Genomic DNA, 15711 nt, shown 5'->3' with positions numbered 1-15711 from the left:
TCCCAAAAATTGCAGATTCGCGCCCGTGTACGCGGCTCATCGCTCCATTTTCTCCCGGATTTCCATGAGGACGGCCATGGCCATCTTCATGTCGTTGAACACGGTGTTGGGCGAGACCCCCAGCCTTCTGGCGATCTCGGGATAGGCAAGGCCTTCTAGCCGGTTGAGGCACCAGGCCGAACGGGCGCGCGGCGGAAGCGTCAGCAGCGCACGATTGAAGGCCTTGACCAGGTCGCGCTGGATGGCCTGATCTTCGATGCTCGGCTGGGGATCGACGACAACAACGGTATCGGCCGCTTGGAATTCCCGCTCCTCATGCAGGGCCCGCACCTTGCGCCGGCGGAGGTGATCGAGGGCGAGATTGCGAGCGGTCTGCCAGAGAAAGGCCTCGATATTGCCAGGCGTGCCCTGGTCGAGCGCCCGGCGCGCTCTCAGATAGGCGTCGTGCGTCAACTCCTCGGCCTCGGCCGCATCGCGCACGATCCGCAGGATCGCCCGGTAGAGCGACTGCCGCATGCCGAGAAACGCGTCGTCCAGCCTCTGGGTGTCGCCGGTCATGATGATCCCTTGCCGAAGGACATGAGCGACGACGCCAGCCTCAGCCAAGCGCGCAATGGCTCCGCCTGGGCTGGCATCCCCGTCATTCGACCTCGCGTTCCGGCCTGGCGGCCGTGACAAGCGGCAGCTTGGTAAGCACGGCGATATTTTCAGTGCGGAAGATATGGTTCGCATGGGCGCCAAGCCGTTGCGCCGTGACCCGATCGCCAAGCCCCTGCATGCGCCGCAGATATCCGGCGTCACCGTAGCGGCGATGGCTGAGAGCAAGGCGGCGTAGCCAGGTGTTAGGATCAGTCAGACGACTTCCCTCGGCGAAGGCAATGTCGGAGCGGATCTTCTCCACATCCGCCTGTCTGGCAATCTCCGGCATGCGATCGAGTACGGCAAATGCGGCTTGCGTCAGTTCCTCCGTGCGGTCCGGTGCGCAGTAAAAGGCGAGCGTGCCGAGAACACGATCCTGATCGGGATCGGCCTCCAGCTCGAATTCGAGGCTGTAGATGCCACCGAGAACATTGCGCAGTTCCTTCTTCAGGTTCTGCTGGGCAATCGGTGTCAGCGTCGAGATGACGAAGCTTGCCTCGGGCGTCCAGTCGAGCCCGGCGAAGAAGGAAATCTCGACGCGTGCGCGATCGTCGGAGAAGACTTCGACCTCGGCCGCATGCCGCCCGGCCCTTTGCAGGGCGACCTCCGTCGTCATCGAGGCCGTACGCGGGACGGCGCCGATCACGGAGGCGAAGCTGTCGCGGATCTCAGAGCCGGGCTCGGGGCCGACGGCATACCAGGTCACCGGTTGGTGAAAGTGGGTGCGCGCGATCTCGCTCAACTCTTCCGCACCAACATGCCTCAGGTCCTGCAACGTATCGACCGCACCTGCTTCGCCGTAAAGCAGTTTGGTGCGCTGTGCGGCAACCTCATCCGGCCGTTGGTCGTTGATCTGCGCATGCAAGGCCTCGACGGCTTCCGGCCTTACGCCGCCGAAAGCAATGATTGCGGCATAGGTCTCAAGGCGGGCCGGGAGATCGGCCGGGGCAGCAGCGATGCCGGCGTCGAGATCGCCTTCCTTGAGCGCGATGCTCCACTGCTGCACCTGCTCTTTGGCCCAGAGATCGTGTTCGGACTGACTCCAGAAGGTGAAGCCACTCTGATCAAAAAGCTGGACCGCCGCCTGGGAGGCCGAGCTTGCGAAAAGGCTATTGAGGTAGCCCGGGCGTGATTGGCCCGAGAGATAGATCTTGCCATCCGGCGTATCCCGCACCAGCCAGACCACCACGTCCCCGTTTGACAGCGTCCATTCGATGACATCGGGATTTCCGGTGCGGCTCTCGGCAGTGATGCGGCCCGATCTGGCCACCTGTCGATCGGCTGGCCAGACGGGTGCGGCGGTTGCAACCTCGGGCTCCTGGCTCAACGGCTGGCGTGGTGGAAGGTCCGCCATGGCCGCCCAACGCGCCCGTTCCGCCTCCACGGTGGCAACCGTCGGCAGCGTCACCGAAACGCCGCCCGGCACCTGGTAGAACAGGACCTGATCCTCGGCTGCCAGCATCTCCCGCAGGCGCGTGTTGAGCCTCTCGAACGTGATGCGATCGAGGAGAGCGGCAGTGCGAGCTGTGCGGGTTGCGGGATCATCAACGACCGAGCCGGTCAAAACCGCAGAAGCGATCCGGTCCTCCCATTCCGCATAGGTTCGGTTCTCGGCTGCTTTTCTGTTGTTCTCGTTGATTGCGCGGGCGCGCGTCATCAGGCTTTCAAACCCGTCGCGCGACACACCTTCACGCCGCAGCCGTTCGACTGTTTCCATCAGCACAGGTATAGTTGCTGCGTGGTTGTCGGTACGGGCGTTAAAGGCGAGGATCAGCCGCTCCTCGGTCGTTTCCTGCGCTGCAAAGCCAAGGCTGTCAGTGACCGCCGCATGATACGGTGCCGCCGCCTGCACGGCATCGCGGATCAACCGCGTCAGGAAATACTGCTGCAGATAGGCGATCTGGCCCGCATCCGTCAGCCGGTTCGGCATGGGCAGCCGCAGGGCATAGGTCACTTGCGAGCTTGAGCCCTGCTGGTCCTGAACCAGGTTGACGTCGAGACCCTCCTTCAGGGGCAAAATACGGTAGTCGCGCTCCGGTGCCGGCAGCGTCGGTGCGGGACCGAAAGCCCTCTCAAGGGCCTCACGTGCCGCTTCCTTGTCAATGCGACCGGAGACGATCAGCGTCATGTTGGAGGCGCGATAGAAGCTTTCGTAAAAGCTGCGGATCTCTTTGATCGATGTGCGCGATATGCCGGCATGGGTGCCGATTGTCGGCCGGTCGACGTAGCGCGACCCCGTGCGCAGGGCGGCCTTCTTCAGGCGGCTGACCCGGTCGGCGACGCTTACCGTCTGGCGCAGCTCTTCGAGGATAACGAAGCGTTCCTTCTCCCAGTCCTCAGCCTCCAGTGCCGGCTTCATCACCAGATCGGCCATGAATTGCAGCGATCCCGTGAGGTCGAGCGCATCATCAGGGCGGGTGCGCAGCATGAACTGCGTCTCCGCTTCCCGCGTCACCGCATTGATCTCTACGCCGGTCCGCCACCCGAGCGCCTCGATCTCTTCGTGCATGGAACGTCCACGAGCCTCGTTCGACTGGAACACCATATGTTCGAGGATATGGGCAATGCCGCTCGGCACAGGCTCGTCCACCGAACCGGCATGCACGATCAGGCGGATATTGAAGGGGTCCGTCTCCTTGCCGCTGTCATGCAGGAAGTAGCGCAGTCGGTTGTCGAGCGTCCCGGTCGCAATGCGCGGGTCCCAACCGGGGTCTTGTGCGGCCGAAGGGCCAGAAAGGCAAAACAGCGAGAGGATGGCAATGAAGCACAGGCGCATGGGAAGTTCCAAACAAGGGGGATCGGATCGTCGCAAGATGCGACCGCCTCCAAAAGATGAATGGAATTATCAACTATAACAATTGATCACAAGTGCTGTGTTCGGAGCTTCCCAAGGGACCTTATACGGAAACAGCGGAGCCCGCCGCTCTCCACAAGGGTCAGGGCTGGTCTTGCGGCGGATTGGCCGAAGGAACGGACGGGTTGCCTTCGGTGCGGTCGCGGTGCAGCGCCGCTCTCGCCAGCAGGATGAGGGTGACCGGGGTCGTCAGCGTGACGAAGACACCGATGAGGATCTCGTGCAGGACGGCGCGCGAGCCGACGATCGAGAAGTAGAGTATCGAGGCCAGCATGATCGCACCCGTGCCCCAACTCGTGCCAAGGGTCGGCGCATGGATCCGCTGATAGAAGGTTGGCAGGCGCAAAAGCCCGATGGCGCCGAGCAGCGTCAGGCCCGAGCCGAGCAGAAGCAGCACGGACACGCCGATGACGACCCAGAGCGGAAGATCGGCGACTGGCATGGTCATTCGATCACCTCACCGCGCATGAGGAATTTGGCCAGCGCCACGGTTGCCACGAAACCTAAGAGGCTGATCACCAGGGCCGCCTCGAAATAGACCGTGCGGCCACTGCCGATCCCGAAGGTAACGAGCATCAGCATGGCGATCACATAACATGCATCGAGGGCGAGGATGCGGTCCTGAGCACGCGGGCCGATGAAGATGCGTACGGCCGCGATAATCAGGGCGAGCCCGAGCAGCATCTGGGCAATCGAGACGGCGGTGAAAAGAATGATGGCGCTCATTCGATAATCTCCAGCAACAGGCGTTCGTAGCGATGCTTGATGTTAGCGACCCACTGCTCCTCGTCGATCAGGTCGAGAACGTGGATCAGGACAGTCTTCCGGCGTTCGTCATAGGCGAGCCAGGCAGAGCCCGGCGTGCTGGTCAGGATGACGGCCATGATGGCAAGGGCGGTGGGGTGCTCGATTTCGAGCGGCACCGTGATGAAGCCCGATGTCTGTTTTCGGCGCTTGCCGCTGAGCATCAGCAGGGCGACGGCAGCATTTGAGCGGATGATGTCGACGAAGACGATCAGAAAGAGCTTGGGCAGCAGATACCACTTCTTTATCTTCGGCTTGTCGGGTCTGAGCGATGCCATGGCCCAACCGCCGAAGATCGCCACGACAGAACCAAGGACCAGATGTCCAAGGGTAAAGTCATTGAGCAGCAGCCACATCAAAAGCAGCGCCAGACTGAGAAGCGGATGAGGGATCATGGCGCGCTTCCCCCCTCACCTACTGTCGTGCCGGGAGGGCTTTTGTCCTGCACCACATGGGCATTGCGGACCGCATCGACATAGGCGGACGGGTTGGAGAGTGTCCGGATCGTCGTGTCCATATAGGTCATCGCCGGCCCTGCCTTCACGGTCAGGCCGAGTGTGAGTGAAAGCAGCAGCATCACGGGAACGAGCTCCACCACGAGCACCCGTGGCACGGCCCCTTCGATCGATCCCCAGAACGTACGTATGCCCGCACGGGTCATGGAGATCAGGGCCGCGACGCCTGAGAGAATGACCAGCACGATCAGGGTCCAGACGGCAAAATCGGGCGTCGTCCCGATCGAACCCGTGCCCATCATGGCGGACAGCATGGCGAACTTGGCGATGAAACCCGACAGCGGCGGCAGGCCGGCAAGCAGGATGGCGCAGGCGGCAAAGCAGATACCGAGGATCGCCATGGTCCCGGGCATGGTCGTGCCCTCGCCGTCCTCCATGTCCGCCTCCTCGCCGTCGCCATAGGCCTCCATGGTGACGGCAAGGACGTTGGCGCCCGCATCCTGTCCTCGCTCCACCAGTTCGATCAGCATGAAAAAGGCGCTGATCGTCAGGGTGGAACTGACGAGGTAAAGCAGGGCACCGGAGGAGACGACGCCGTCATTGATGCCGAGCACCATCAAAAGCGTGCCGGAAGATACGAGAACCGAATAGCCGGCGAGACGCCCCAGAGCCTGGGATGCGAGGACGCCGATGGTTCCGAAGACGAGCGTTGCCATGCCGCCGAGCAGCAAGACCTCCGCCCCGAAACCGGCCGAGGGACCATCACCGAAGAGAAGCATGGTCAGGCGAAGGATGACGTAGATGCCAACCTTGCTGAGGATCGCGAACATGCCCGCCACCGGGGCGGAAGCGGCACTGTAAGCGGACGGCAGCCAGAAGCAGAGCGGCCACATGCCGACCTTGATGAGAAAGGCGACACCCAGCACCGCAGCGCCAGCTTCCATCAGGATCAAGCGGTCCGGCTCCATTTCGGGCATACGCAAGGCAAGGTCGGCCATGTTCAGCGTGCCGGCGGTTCCGTAGACGAGACTGACCCCGATCAGGAAGAAGAGTGCTGCGACAAGGTTGACGGCGATGTAGTGGAGCCCGGACTTGACGCGCAACGTGCCCGTGCCGTGCAACAGCAACCCATAGGAGGCTGCCAGCATGACTTCGAAGAAGACGAAGAGATTGAAGAGGTCGCCGGTCAGCAGCGCGCCGTTGACGCCAACCAGCAGTAGCTGGAACAGGGTGTGAAAATGGGCTCCCACGGCATGCCACTTGGCCATGGAGAAGACCAAGGCGGCAATGGCAAGGACGGCGGTCAACAACAGCATCATCGCCGAAAGCCCGTCGATGACGAGCACGACGCCGAAGGGGGCCGCCCAATTGCCGAGCAGATAGACGTTCTCGAAACTGTTCGGCCCGCTCTCGACAATGAAGAGAACGAGAGCGTTTGCGAGCAGCAGAACCGTCGCCGTCAGGCTGACCAGGGCTTTCGTCGTCCTGTTGCGTTCGTCGATGAACAGCAGGATCGCTGCCGTCATCATCGGCAAGAGGATCGGCGTGACGATGAGGTGGTGGCTCCAGTCGATCACGGTTACTCGTTCCTCCCGTCGACATGGTCATTGCCGGTCAGCCCGCGGGCGGCGAGAAGAACGACAAGGAAAAGAGCCGTGGTGGCAAAGCCGATGACGATGGCGGTCAGCACCAAGGCCTGGGGCACGGGGTCGCTCAGCGTCGTCGACACAACACCATCCTCCAGGATCGGCGGCATGTTGCTCTTCACCCCGCCAACGCCGAAAATGAACAGATTGACCGCGTAGGACAGCAGCGACAGCCCGATGATCACCTGATAGGTGCGCGGTCGCAGGATGAGCCAGACACCACAGGTGGTCATCAGTCCGATGGCGAGCGACAGGATGAGTTCCATCAGCGCTTCTCCCCCTTGGCTTCGAGTGCCCTCAGGCGGTTGATGCGGATCGACTGGTGGGCGAGCGCCGTCAGGATCAGCACGGTCGCGCCGACCACCAGCGAAAAGACACCGAGATCAAAGAGAAGCGCGGAGGCCGCCGGCACCTTGCCGATCAGGGGGATTTCCAAGTAGCGGAAATGCGAGGTGAGGAAGGGATAGCCGAGGAGCCACGCCCCGATCCCCGTTGCCGATGCCGTGAGGATGCCGGCTCCCATCCAGCGCAAGGGCAGGATGCGGATGCGATCTTCCGCCCAGCGCGTGCCGCCCGCCAGATATTGCAGCAGGAAGGCGATCGACAAGGTGAGGCCGGCCGAGAAGCCGCCGCCGGGCATGTCGTGACCGCGCATAAAGAGATAAACGGAGAGCGTGATGATGACCGGGAAGAGCCACTGCATCAGCACCGAAGGCACGAGCAGATAGTCGCGCATCATGTCGCCCGGCGAGCGCTCCGGCTGATCCGCATCGAAGCGGTTCTGGCTAACCTGCTGCTCGGGCAGTTCCATGCTGTCATCGGCCGGACGGAAACGGCGCAGCAGGCCATAGACGGTCAGGCCGACAATGCCGAGCACGGCGATCTCTCCCAGCGTGTCGAAGGCCCGGAAGTCGACGAGGATGACGTTGACGACATTGCGTCCGCCGCCTTCCGTGTAGGCGTTCTCAAGGAAGTAGGTAGCAATCGCATCCGGCACCGGCATGGTCATCACCGTGAAGGCAACGACCGACATGCCAATGCCGCAGGCGATTGCCAGCGAAAGATCGCGGAAACGACGGAACCGGCTTTTCAGGGTCATGACCGCGCCTCGGTCGGGGCTGCGCTTCGGCAACCAGCGCAAACCGAGAAGGATCAGAACCGTCGTGACGATCTCCACCAGCAACTGCGTGATGGCAAGGTCAGGCGCGGACAGCCAGACGAAGGTCATGCAGACGATCAGCCCGACCCCGCCGAGCATGATGAGGGCTGCCAGACGATGGTACTTGGCAGAAACCGCGGCGCCGATGGCGAGCGCCATGCCGACCAGCCAGAGAAGGCCAAAAGCCGGATCGATAGCGGAAAAGACGATCGGCCTGCGTTCGAAACCCGAGAAATAGAGCGGCAGGGTTGCCGCGACGAAACCGCTAACCACGATCCAGCGGAGCTGCGGCTGCAGATTGCGGGTGCCGAGCCGGCTTTCCGCCAGGCGCGCCCAGCGCCAAGAGACGGTAACCAGGACCCGTTCGAACAGGCGCTGGCCACGCAGACGGCGGAGATAGGGCGGCCCATCCTCGCAACGGGACAGGTAGTCCCGCATCACCACATAGAGACCGATGCCGCCAAGAAGGGCGATCAGACTCATGAGCAGCGGCACGTTGATGCCATGCCAGACGCTGAGGCTGTATTCCGGGGTCTGGTCGCCCAGCACACTCTCGACGGCCGTCTGCAGGAACGGGCCGATGGAAATCGCGGGCACGATGCCTACGATGAGGCAGACCACCACGAGGATCTCGATGGGAACGCGCATCCAGCGCGGTGGCTCATGCGGGGTCTGTATGGGCAAGTCCTTCGGCAGTGGGCCGAAGAAGACCGTATGGATGAAGCGGAGTGAATAGACGACGCTGAAGAGGCCGGCCAGCGTTGCAACATAGGGCAGCATCACGTCCAGGTAGGAATCCGCATGGGTCTCGACGGCTTCCGCAAAGAACATCTCCTTGGACAGAAATCCATTCAACAGCGGCACACCCGCCATGGCAGCACTGGCGACCATGGCCAGTGTGGCCGTTGCCGGCATGAAGCGGTAGAGGCCGCTCAGCCGCTGCATGTCACGCGTGCCCGTCTCGTGATCGATGATCCCGGCCGCCATGAAGAGGGAGGCCTTGAAGGTTGCGTGGTTGAGCATGTGGAAGATCGCCGCCACCGTCGACAACGGACTTCCGAGGCTGAGAAGTGTCGTGATCAGGCCGAGATGGCTGATCGTCGAATAGGCGAGCAAGCCCTTCAGGTCCCGCTGGAACATTGCCAGGAAGGCGCCGAGCAGCATGGTCGAGATGCCGGCAAGGCCGACGAGAATGAACCATTCATAGGTCCCTGACAGCACCGGCCAGAAGCGTACGAGCAGGAAGACACCGGCCTTCACCATGGTCGCGGAATGCAGGAAGGCGGAGACCGGCGTGGGGGCTGCCATCGCATTGGGCAGCCAGAAATGGAACGGGAACTGGGCGCTTTTCGTCAAGGCACCGAGCAGAATGAAGATCAGCGTCGGCAGATAGAGCGGGTGCTCGCGCACCAGTTGGCCCGACGCCAGGATCTTGTCGAGATCGTAGCTGCCGACGATCTTGCCGAGGAGGAGCATGCCGATCAGCAGGCAGAAACCGCCGATCCCGGTGATCGTCAACGCCATGCGGGCCCCGTCGCGGGCTGCGGCATTCGTGTGCCAGTAACTGATCAGCAGGAAGGAGAAGATGCTGGTCAGTTCCCAGAAGATCGAGAGCAGGATGACATTGCCGGAGACGATGATGCCGAGCATCGCTCCCATGAAGGCCAGCAGGAAGGAGAAGAAACGCGGGATGGGGTCGTCCTTGCCCATGTAGTAGCGGGCATAGAGGATGACGAGAAAGCCGATCGACGTGACCAGCATGGAGAAGATCCAGGCGAAGCCATCAAGCCGCAGGGAGAAATCCAGTCCGACTTGCGGCAGCCACTCGGCGGTGAACCGCAGGACGCCGTTCTGCGTCACGAACGGGTAGGCCGACGCCGTCAGGATCAGGGTTAGGAGCGTCGTGGCCCCTGCGACGAACACCGGAAGATCACGGGACGTCGTATTGAGGATGAAAGCCGAGCCAAGACTGCCGAGGAACGGAAGAACCAGCAGCAGAAGCAGAATACTCGAAGCGTCCAGCGTTATCCCAAATCCATATCCCCCGACAAAATCTGCTCGGGTGACACAAAGCGCAGACTGGAAAACCCGCTGCAATCACCCTAAATGGTCAATATCCACTTATATGGTCAATTATGGACATGGTTCAATCCGCTCAGGACATTGTTTTTTCGCCTGCTCTCTGTCGTGCGGCCCGCGGTTATCTGGACTGGACGCAGGAGGAACTCGCGGTGCACTCGCTTGTCTCGCGCAGCACCATCCGCGATTATGAAGGCCAGCGCCACGGCGTGCACCGATCGACCGAGGCGCAACTCAAACTGGCCTTCGAGAAGGCCGGTCTTTGCTTTACCAATGATCATGGTTTTCCGGGGATCTTCTGCTCTTCTCAGCGTGAAGGCTAGTCGAGGCGGGCTCGAAATATGCCCGCCTCGCGCTTTTATCAGGCGGGCTGTTGCTGCAGCGCCTCCCGATTGCGGATCTGTCTGCGGTTTCGCCAGTCCCCGAGGAAAAGCAGGATCGGCGCGGCAATGAACACCGAAGACGACGCCGCGATGAAGATGCCGAAAACCATCGGCACGGCAAAACTCTCAACCGCACTGCCACCCCAGATCGCCATGGGCAGCATGGCGAGGAAGGCTGTGGCCGAGGTGTAGAGGCTTCGGGCCAGCGTCTCGTTGATCGAAAGATTGATCAGGTCTCGGAACGGCATCGCCTTGTAGAGACGCATGTTCTCACGCATCCGGTCATAGACCACCACCTTGTCGTTGACGGAGTAGCCGACCAGCGTCAGCAATGCTGCGATCGCCGTCAGGTTGAAGTCGAGCCCTGTCAGCGCAAAGAAGCCGATCGTCTTGGTCACGTCGAGGATCAGGGTCGCGATCGCACCAACGGCGAACGGCCAGTCGAAACGCACCCAGATGTAGACGAGCATCGCCAGCGACGCGAGGATAACCGACGTCAGACCTGCCGTTGCCAGTTCACCGCTGACCTTGGGGCCAACCACTTCCGTCCGTTCGATCTTGGCGGAGGGATCGATTGTCTGGATCGTTTCGCGCACCTTTGAGACCGCATCGGTCTGAGCCTGCTCTCCCCCCGGCTGCCGCTCGAGACGCAGCATGACGTGATTGCTGTCACCGAACTCCTGCAAGGCGACTTCCCCGAGGTTCAATCCCTCAATCCCGGAGCGCAGACGGCCCAGATCGGCGGGCCCGGTTGTCGACAGTTCAAGCTGGATGCCGCCCTTGAAATCGACGCCGTAGTTGAGGCCGGGCGTGATGAACAGAATGATCGACGAGATCGACAGGAAGGCCGAAACACCGATACCGAACAGGCGCGCCTTCATGAAGTCCATCCTGGTGCCATCCTTGATCAGTTTGAACGGCAACAGCGGTTTGATCGTAATCGTCTTGAGTTTCCAGCGGCGGGCGATGGCAACCATGGCGACACGGACCACCGAAACGGCGGTGAACATCGAGATTGCGATGCCGAGACCCATGGTGACGGCAAAGCCCCGAACCGGACCCGAGCCGAACCAGAACAGGAGCACGGTTGCGATCAGGGCCGTGACATTGCTGTCGATGATCGTCGAATAGGCCTTGGCGAAGCCCTGGTCGATCGCCGCGAAGGCCCCTCGCCCCTTGGCCGCCTCCTCGCGGATGCGTTCGTTGATCAAGACGTTCGCGTCGACAGCAAGACCGATGCCAAGCACGATCCCGGCGATCCCGGGCAAGGTGAGCGTCGCACCCACGATAGTCAGCCCTGCAAAGGTGAGGATGACGTTCAGCGTCAGAGCGAGCACGGCCAGCAGGCCCCAGGCGCCATAGAGGGCGACGATGAAGGCGACGACGAGGCCGAACCCGGCAAGACCCGATACGATGCCCATTTCGATCGCATCGCCACCAAGGTCGGCGCCGACGGTGCGCTCCTCGATGACGGTGAGCTTGGCCGGCAGCGCTCCGGCACGCAAGAGTGCAGCGAGCGTATTGGCCTCGTCGACCGAGAAGTCCCCAGAGATCTGTCCTGCTCCCCCTGTGATCGGCTCACGGATGACCGGCGCGCTTAGGACCTTGTCGTCGAGCACGATGGCGAAGGGACGGCCAACATTGTCGCTCGTGATGCGGGCAAAGCGCTCCGAGCCGACGCCGTCGAAGCGGAATGACACCACCGGCTGGCCGCCCTGCTGGTCGAACTGGACCCGCGCATCGGTGAGCCTGTCACCGGCCAGCAGGACCGTTGCCTGCACCGGATAGCTGCGACCTTCGTCATCCCTCAGCGTCTTGACGCCTGCAGCACCCGGTTCGCCGAGCAGATGAAAGCTCATTTTCGCGGTTGTGCCGAGAAGCGCCCGCAGCCGTGACGGATCCTGCTCTCCCGGAAGCTGGACGAGAACACGATCTCCCCCGACGCGCTGGATGGTGGGTTCGGCCACGCCGACCTGATCGACACGCTGGCGAATGACTTCGAGGCTCTGGTCGACGGCATGGCCGAGGCGCGCCGTGATACCCTGTTCGGTTGGAGCCATGCGGACTGTGTCGCCGCCGCTTGTGGAGACGTCGAGCTCCGGCAGGCCGGTCCCGGTGACGGTGATCGAAAGGTTATTGAGCACCGAAAGCGCCTGTCTTGCCGCAGCAAGCTGGGCGGGGTCGGCAAGTGTCACGGCCAGGGCATCACCGTCGCGGCGGATGCTGCGCGTCTGGATGCGGGCTTCGAGCAGAGTGGTACGCGCTTCCTGGGTCAGGCTCTGAAGCCATTCATCGACCATGGCAGGACGATCCACCTCCAGAACGAGATGGGATCCGCCGCGCAGATCGAGGCCGAGAGAGACGCGCTCGTGGGGCAGGAAGGTAGGAAAGCGGGACAGGGTTGCGTCGGAGAGCACGTTTGGCAGAGCCACGAGCAGGCCGAGCACGATGACGAGCATATAGCCCATCACCTTGGCGATAGAGTTCTTCATTTGAAAATCCAGCATTATGCGGCCGCTGCTTGACGAGCAGTGGCGCAAACGGTTCGAGCCATCACGGAGATGGCGGCAAAACGGTCAGACGAGGGGCTGGATCGTTGGGGGTGCGCGCGACCGATAGGCCAACGGCGAATGAAAGAGGGCGCGGTCGGAACGGATCCGTTGGGCGAGGTCACCGTGTCGGCGTGTCCAGACGGCGTGGATCTCAGGCGCAACAAAACCGTCACCCGCCTCGCCCGGCCTCAGCTTCGGTCGCGAGGACCGTTCGGATGCGCTGAGATAGCGGGTGTCACTTGTGGCGCCGGCGACGAGTTGTCCGGCATCCGAGCTGTTCAGGACGCTTGCGCTGGAAGATCCGTGGTGAAGACGACCAAAAGCATCACCGCCGAACACCAGGAGCAGCGAAGCAAACAGACTTGCAATGACGGCTTTGAGGTGAACGCGCTGCCGAAGCGGCGTGTGATGCCTCAAGTCTTGATCATCCATGACCATCCTTCCGAGGACGGATGTGGCATATTCGAAAGGATTTTTCCACCCGGCAAGCTCAAGCATCCTCTATTGTCGGACCACTCATCTTCAGCCAGCGTTCAGGTCGACGGGGGCGCGCTTTCACGTGCATGTGATCGAGATGCTGTTCATCCGGCCTTTGCGAAAGTGGTCGCGAGCGATCGAGAAGGCGAGCCTTGTGCCGTGCAGATCCCCTCTCCGCCCGCGTTTTCAATAGCATCAGATCGCGATCTTTGATTGTACACAGTTCGAGACAACCGACTGTCACAATTTCGTTGCAGGTTCATATGTTTTCGTTTTGAATGCGGCACGCTTCAAACGAAGCGCGCTCACGCAGATCTGGGAGGATCTAACGTAGGGCAAGTCTTGGCCAGCCTGTCGCTTGGCCAGGTGGAACATCAGGGAGGCACCATGTCCACGAAACGTTTCGCTGCATCCGCGGCGACCCTCGCGCTTTCGCTTTCTTTCGGCTCTTCTGCCTTTGCCGCCACCGAGCTGCAGTGGTGGCACGCCATGACCGGCGCAAACAATGAAGTTGTCGACCAACTGGCCAAGGAGTTCAACGAAAGCCAGAGCGACTACAAGATCACGCCGGTCTTCAAGGGTACCTATCCGGAAACGCTGAACGCCGGCATCGCCGCATTCCGCTCCAAGCAGCCGCCGGCCATCATTCAGGTCTTCGACGCTGGCTCGGGCGTGATGATGGGCGCTGAAGGCGCTGTCGTTCCGGTCGCAGAAGTGCTGCAGAAGGGTGGCTTCGAGTTCAACAAGTCCGACTATCTGGCCGGCATCGTCGCCTATTATTCGAAGCCTGACGGCACCATGCTGTCCTTCCCCTACAACTCGTCCTCGCCGGTTCTCTATTACAACAAGGACGCCTTCACGAAGGCCGGCCTCGACGCAGAAAACCCGCCCAAGACCTGGCCGGAAGTCTTCGAAGCCGCACGCAAGATCAAGGACAGCGGCGCTGCTCCCTGCGGCATGACCTCGACCTGGCTGACCTGGATCCAGACCGAGAACTTTGCCGCCTGGAACAACGTCTCCTATGGCACGAATGAAAACGGTCTTGCCGGCGGTACCGTCGAGCTGAACGTCAATTCTGACCTCTACGTCCAGCATTTCCAGTCGATCGCCGATCTGGCCAAGGACGGCGCGTTCCGCTATGGCGGCCGCACCTCGGAAGCCAAGCAGCTGTTCCTCTCGGGCGAATGCGCCATCATGACCGAGTCCTCCGGTGGCCTCGGCGACATCGTGAAGTCGGGCATGAACTACGGGATCGGCCAGCTTCCCTACTACGAAGGCAATGGCCCGCAGAACACCATTCCGGGCGGCGCCAGCCTCTGGGTCTTCGGTGGAAAGAGCGATGAAGAATACAAGGGCATCGCCCAGTTCTTCAACTTCCTGTCGCAGACGGAAATCCAGGCACGCCTGCACCAGGTATCCGGCTATCTTCCGGTGACCAATGCGGCCTATGAGGCGACCAAGTCCTCGGGCTTCTACGAGAAGAACCCGGCGCGCGAAACGCCGATCCTGCAGATGACCGGCAAGGCTCCGACCGAAAACTCCAAGGGCGTGCGTCTGCCGAACCTGCCACAGGTTCGCGACATCATGAACGAAGAGTTCGAAGCCATGCTGGCCGGCTCGCAGGATGCCAAGACGGCGCTCGACAAGATCGTCGAGCGTGGCAATGCCGCCATCGCTTCCGTCTCCAGCAACTGATCTGACCGAATGACGACACTGCCCGCATCGCAAGGTGCGGGCAGTGCTTTTTCCATGGCCGGCTGAGGAGCATCGCCTTGCACACGGTTCACTTCCCGAACAAAATCCTGCCCTACCTGCTGTTGGCGCCCCAGATCATCCTGACGCTGGTCTTCTTCTTCTGGCCCGCAAGCCAGGCGATCTACCAGTCCATGCTGCGGGAAGATCCGTTCGGGCTCCAAAGCACCTTCGTGGGCTTTGCCAATTTCTCCAACATTCTGTCGGATCCGAATTACCTGCACGCGTTCCAGGTGACGATCGTGTTCAGCGCGCTGACGGCTCTCGTCTCGATGGCGGTCGCGCTGCTTCTGGCCACGGCTGCCGACAAGGTGGTCCGCGGTCAGACCTTCTACCGCACGCTGCTGATCTGGCCCTATGCCGTAGCCCCTGCCGTTGCCGGCATGCTGTGGCTCTTCATGTTCAACCCGGCCATGGGAACGCTTGCCTATCTCTTGCGCTCCACAGGCTTTGATTGGGATCCGCTTCTGAAGGGCGACCAGGCCATGGCGCTCATCGTCTTCGCCGCCGCCTGGAAGCAGATCAGCTACAATTTCCTCTTCTTCGTTGCAGGCCTTCAGGCGATCCCGAAGTCGCTGATCGAAGCGGCCGCCATCGACGGGGCCCGTGGTAGCCGACGGTTCTGGACGATCATCTTCCCGCTTCTGGCGCCGACGACCTTCTTCCTGCTGGTGGTCAACACCGTCTACGCGTTCTTCGACACCTTCGGCATCATCCATGCCGTCACCGGTGGCGGCCCGGCCAAGGCGACCGAAACGCTGGTTTACAAGGTTTACAATGACGGCTTCGTCAACCTGAACCTCGGCTCATCCGCAGCGCAGTCCGTCATCCTGATGATCATCGTGATCGGCCTGACTGCCTTCCAGTTCCGCTTCGTCGAGAAGCGGGTTCATTATGGCTGAGGACCGGAC

General features: G+C 61.7%; 13 protein-coding genes. 4 read left to right on the top strand and 9 right to left on the bottom strand.

Translation table 11 applies throughout. The features are described from left to right. Positions 1-36: 36 nt before the first annotated feature. The 8 genes from BW978_RS03770 to BW978_RS03735 all read right to left on the bottom strand — a co-directional run bounded on the left by BW978_RS03770 (position 37) and on the right by BW978_RS03735 (position 9585). Positions 37-558: an RNA polymerase sigma factor gene (locus BW978_RS03770; RefSeq protein ID WP_139330293.1), complete on the bottom strand. Its 522-nt coding sequence runs from the start codon at positions 556-558 to the stop codon at positions 37-39. Between the two features lie 82 nt (positions 559-640). Further along, positions 641-3415, bottom strand: coding sequence for a M16 family metallopeptidase (locus BW978_RS03765; RefSeq protein ID WP_076392321.1), 2775 nt, complete (start codon positions 3413-3415; stop codon positions 641-643). A 160-nt stretch (positions 3416-3575) separates the two neighbouring features. After that, positions 3576-3941, bottom strand: a complete 366-nt coding sequence (gene mnhG / locus BW978_RS03760; protein WP_076392319.1) for a monovalent cation/H(+) antiporter subunit G — start codon at positions 3939-3941, stop codon at positions 3576-3578. Further along, positions 3938-4219, bottom strand: a complete 282-nt coding sequence (locus tag BW978_RS03755; RefSeq protein ID WP_076392317.1) for a K+/H+ antiporter subunit F — start codon at positions 4217-4219, stop codon at positions 3938-3940. The genes mnhG and BW978_RS03755 overlap by 4 nt, the downstream gene beginning before the upstream one ends. Next, the gene (locus tag BW978_RS03750; protein ID WP_054150751.1) at positions 4216-4692 is read right to left on the bottom strand and encodes a Na+/H+ antiporter subunit E; all 477 of its coding nucleotides are present in this window, start codon (positions 4690-4692) and stop codon (positions 4216-4218) included. The genes BW978_RS03755 and BW978_RS03750 overlap by 4 nt, the downstream gene beginning before the upstream one ends. Further along, positions 4689-6329 (bottom strand): monovalent cation/H+ antiporter subunit D, encoded by a 1641-nt coding sequence (locus tag BW978_RS03745; RefSeq protein WP_076392315.1) that lies wholly within the window; start codon positions 6327-6329, stop codon positions 4689-4691. The genes BW978_RS03750 and BW978_RS03745 overlap by 4 nt, the downstream gene beginning before the upstream one ends. Positions 6330-6331: 2 nt before the next feature. Beyond that, positions 6332-6664, bottom strand: coding sequence for a Na+/H+ antiporter subunit C (locus tag BW978_RS03740; protein WP_076392313.1), 333 nt, complete (start codon positions 6662-6664; stop codon positions 6332-6334). After that, complete coding sequence (locus BW978_RS03735) at positions 6664-9585, bottom strand: monovalent cation/H+ antiporter subunit A (RefSeq protein WP_348529157.1); 2922 nt, start codon at positions 9583-9585, stop codon at positions 6664-6666. Before BW978_RS03735 ends, BW978_RS03740 begins: the two co-directional genes overlap by 1 nt. A gap of 113 nt (positions 9586-9698) precedes the next feature. Between BW978_RS03735 and BW978_RS03730 the strand changes: the two genes are divergently transcribed. Next, a complete protein-coding gene (locus BW978_RS03730) occupies positions 9699-9959 on the top strand; it encodes a helix-turn-helix domain-containing protein (protein ID WP_076392311.1) in 261 nt (86 codons plus the stop codon). A gap of 38 nt (positions 9960-9997) precedes the next feature. Here BW978_RS03730 and secD read toward each other — a convergent pair whose 3' ends face one another. Further along, positions 9998-12511 (bottom strand): protein translocase subunit SecD, encoded by a 2514-nt coding sequence (gene secD / locus BW978_RS03725; RefSeq protein ID WP_076392309.1) that lies wholly within the window; start codon positions 12509-12511, stop codon positions 9998-10000. Positions 12512-12874: 363 nt separating this feature from the next. Here secD and BW978_RS23500 point away from each other — a divergent pair, with 363 nt between their 5' ends. From BW978_RS23500 to ugpA, 3 genes are all read left to right on the top strand, one after another. Continuing rightward, a complete protein-coding gene (locus BW978_RS23500) occupies positions 12875-13261 on the top strand; it encodes a hypothetical protein (RefSeq protein WP_175616841.1) in 387 nt (128 codons plus the stop codon). 174 nt (positions 13262-13435) lie between these two features. Next, a complete protein-coding gene (gene ugpB, locus BW978_RS03715; RefSeq protein ID WP_076393181.1) occupies positions 13436-14743 on the top strand; it encodes a sn-glycerol-3-phosphate ABC transporter substrate-binding protein UgpB in 1308 nt (435 codons plus the stop codon). Between the two features lie 77 nt (positions 14744-14820). Continuing rightward, positions 14821-15702 (top strand): sn-glycerol-3-phosphate ABC transporter permease UgpA, encoded by an 882-nt coding sequence (gene ugpA, locus BW978_RS03710; protein WP_076392305.1) that lies wholly within the window; start codon positions 14821-14823, stop codon positions 15700-15702. The last annotated feature ends 9 nt before the right edge of the window (positions 15703-15711 follow it).

This window comes from Rhizobium sp. RU33A (assembly GCF_900156055.1).
Classification (GTDB): Bacteria; Pseudomonadota; Alphaproteobacteria; order Rhizobiales; family Rhizobiaceae; genus Allorhizobium.
This window is presented reverse-complemented; position numbering and strand designations above follow the sequence as displayed.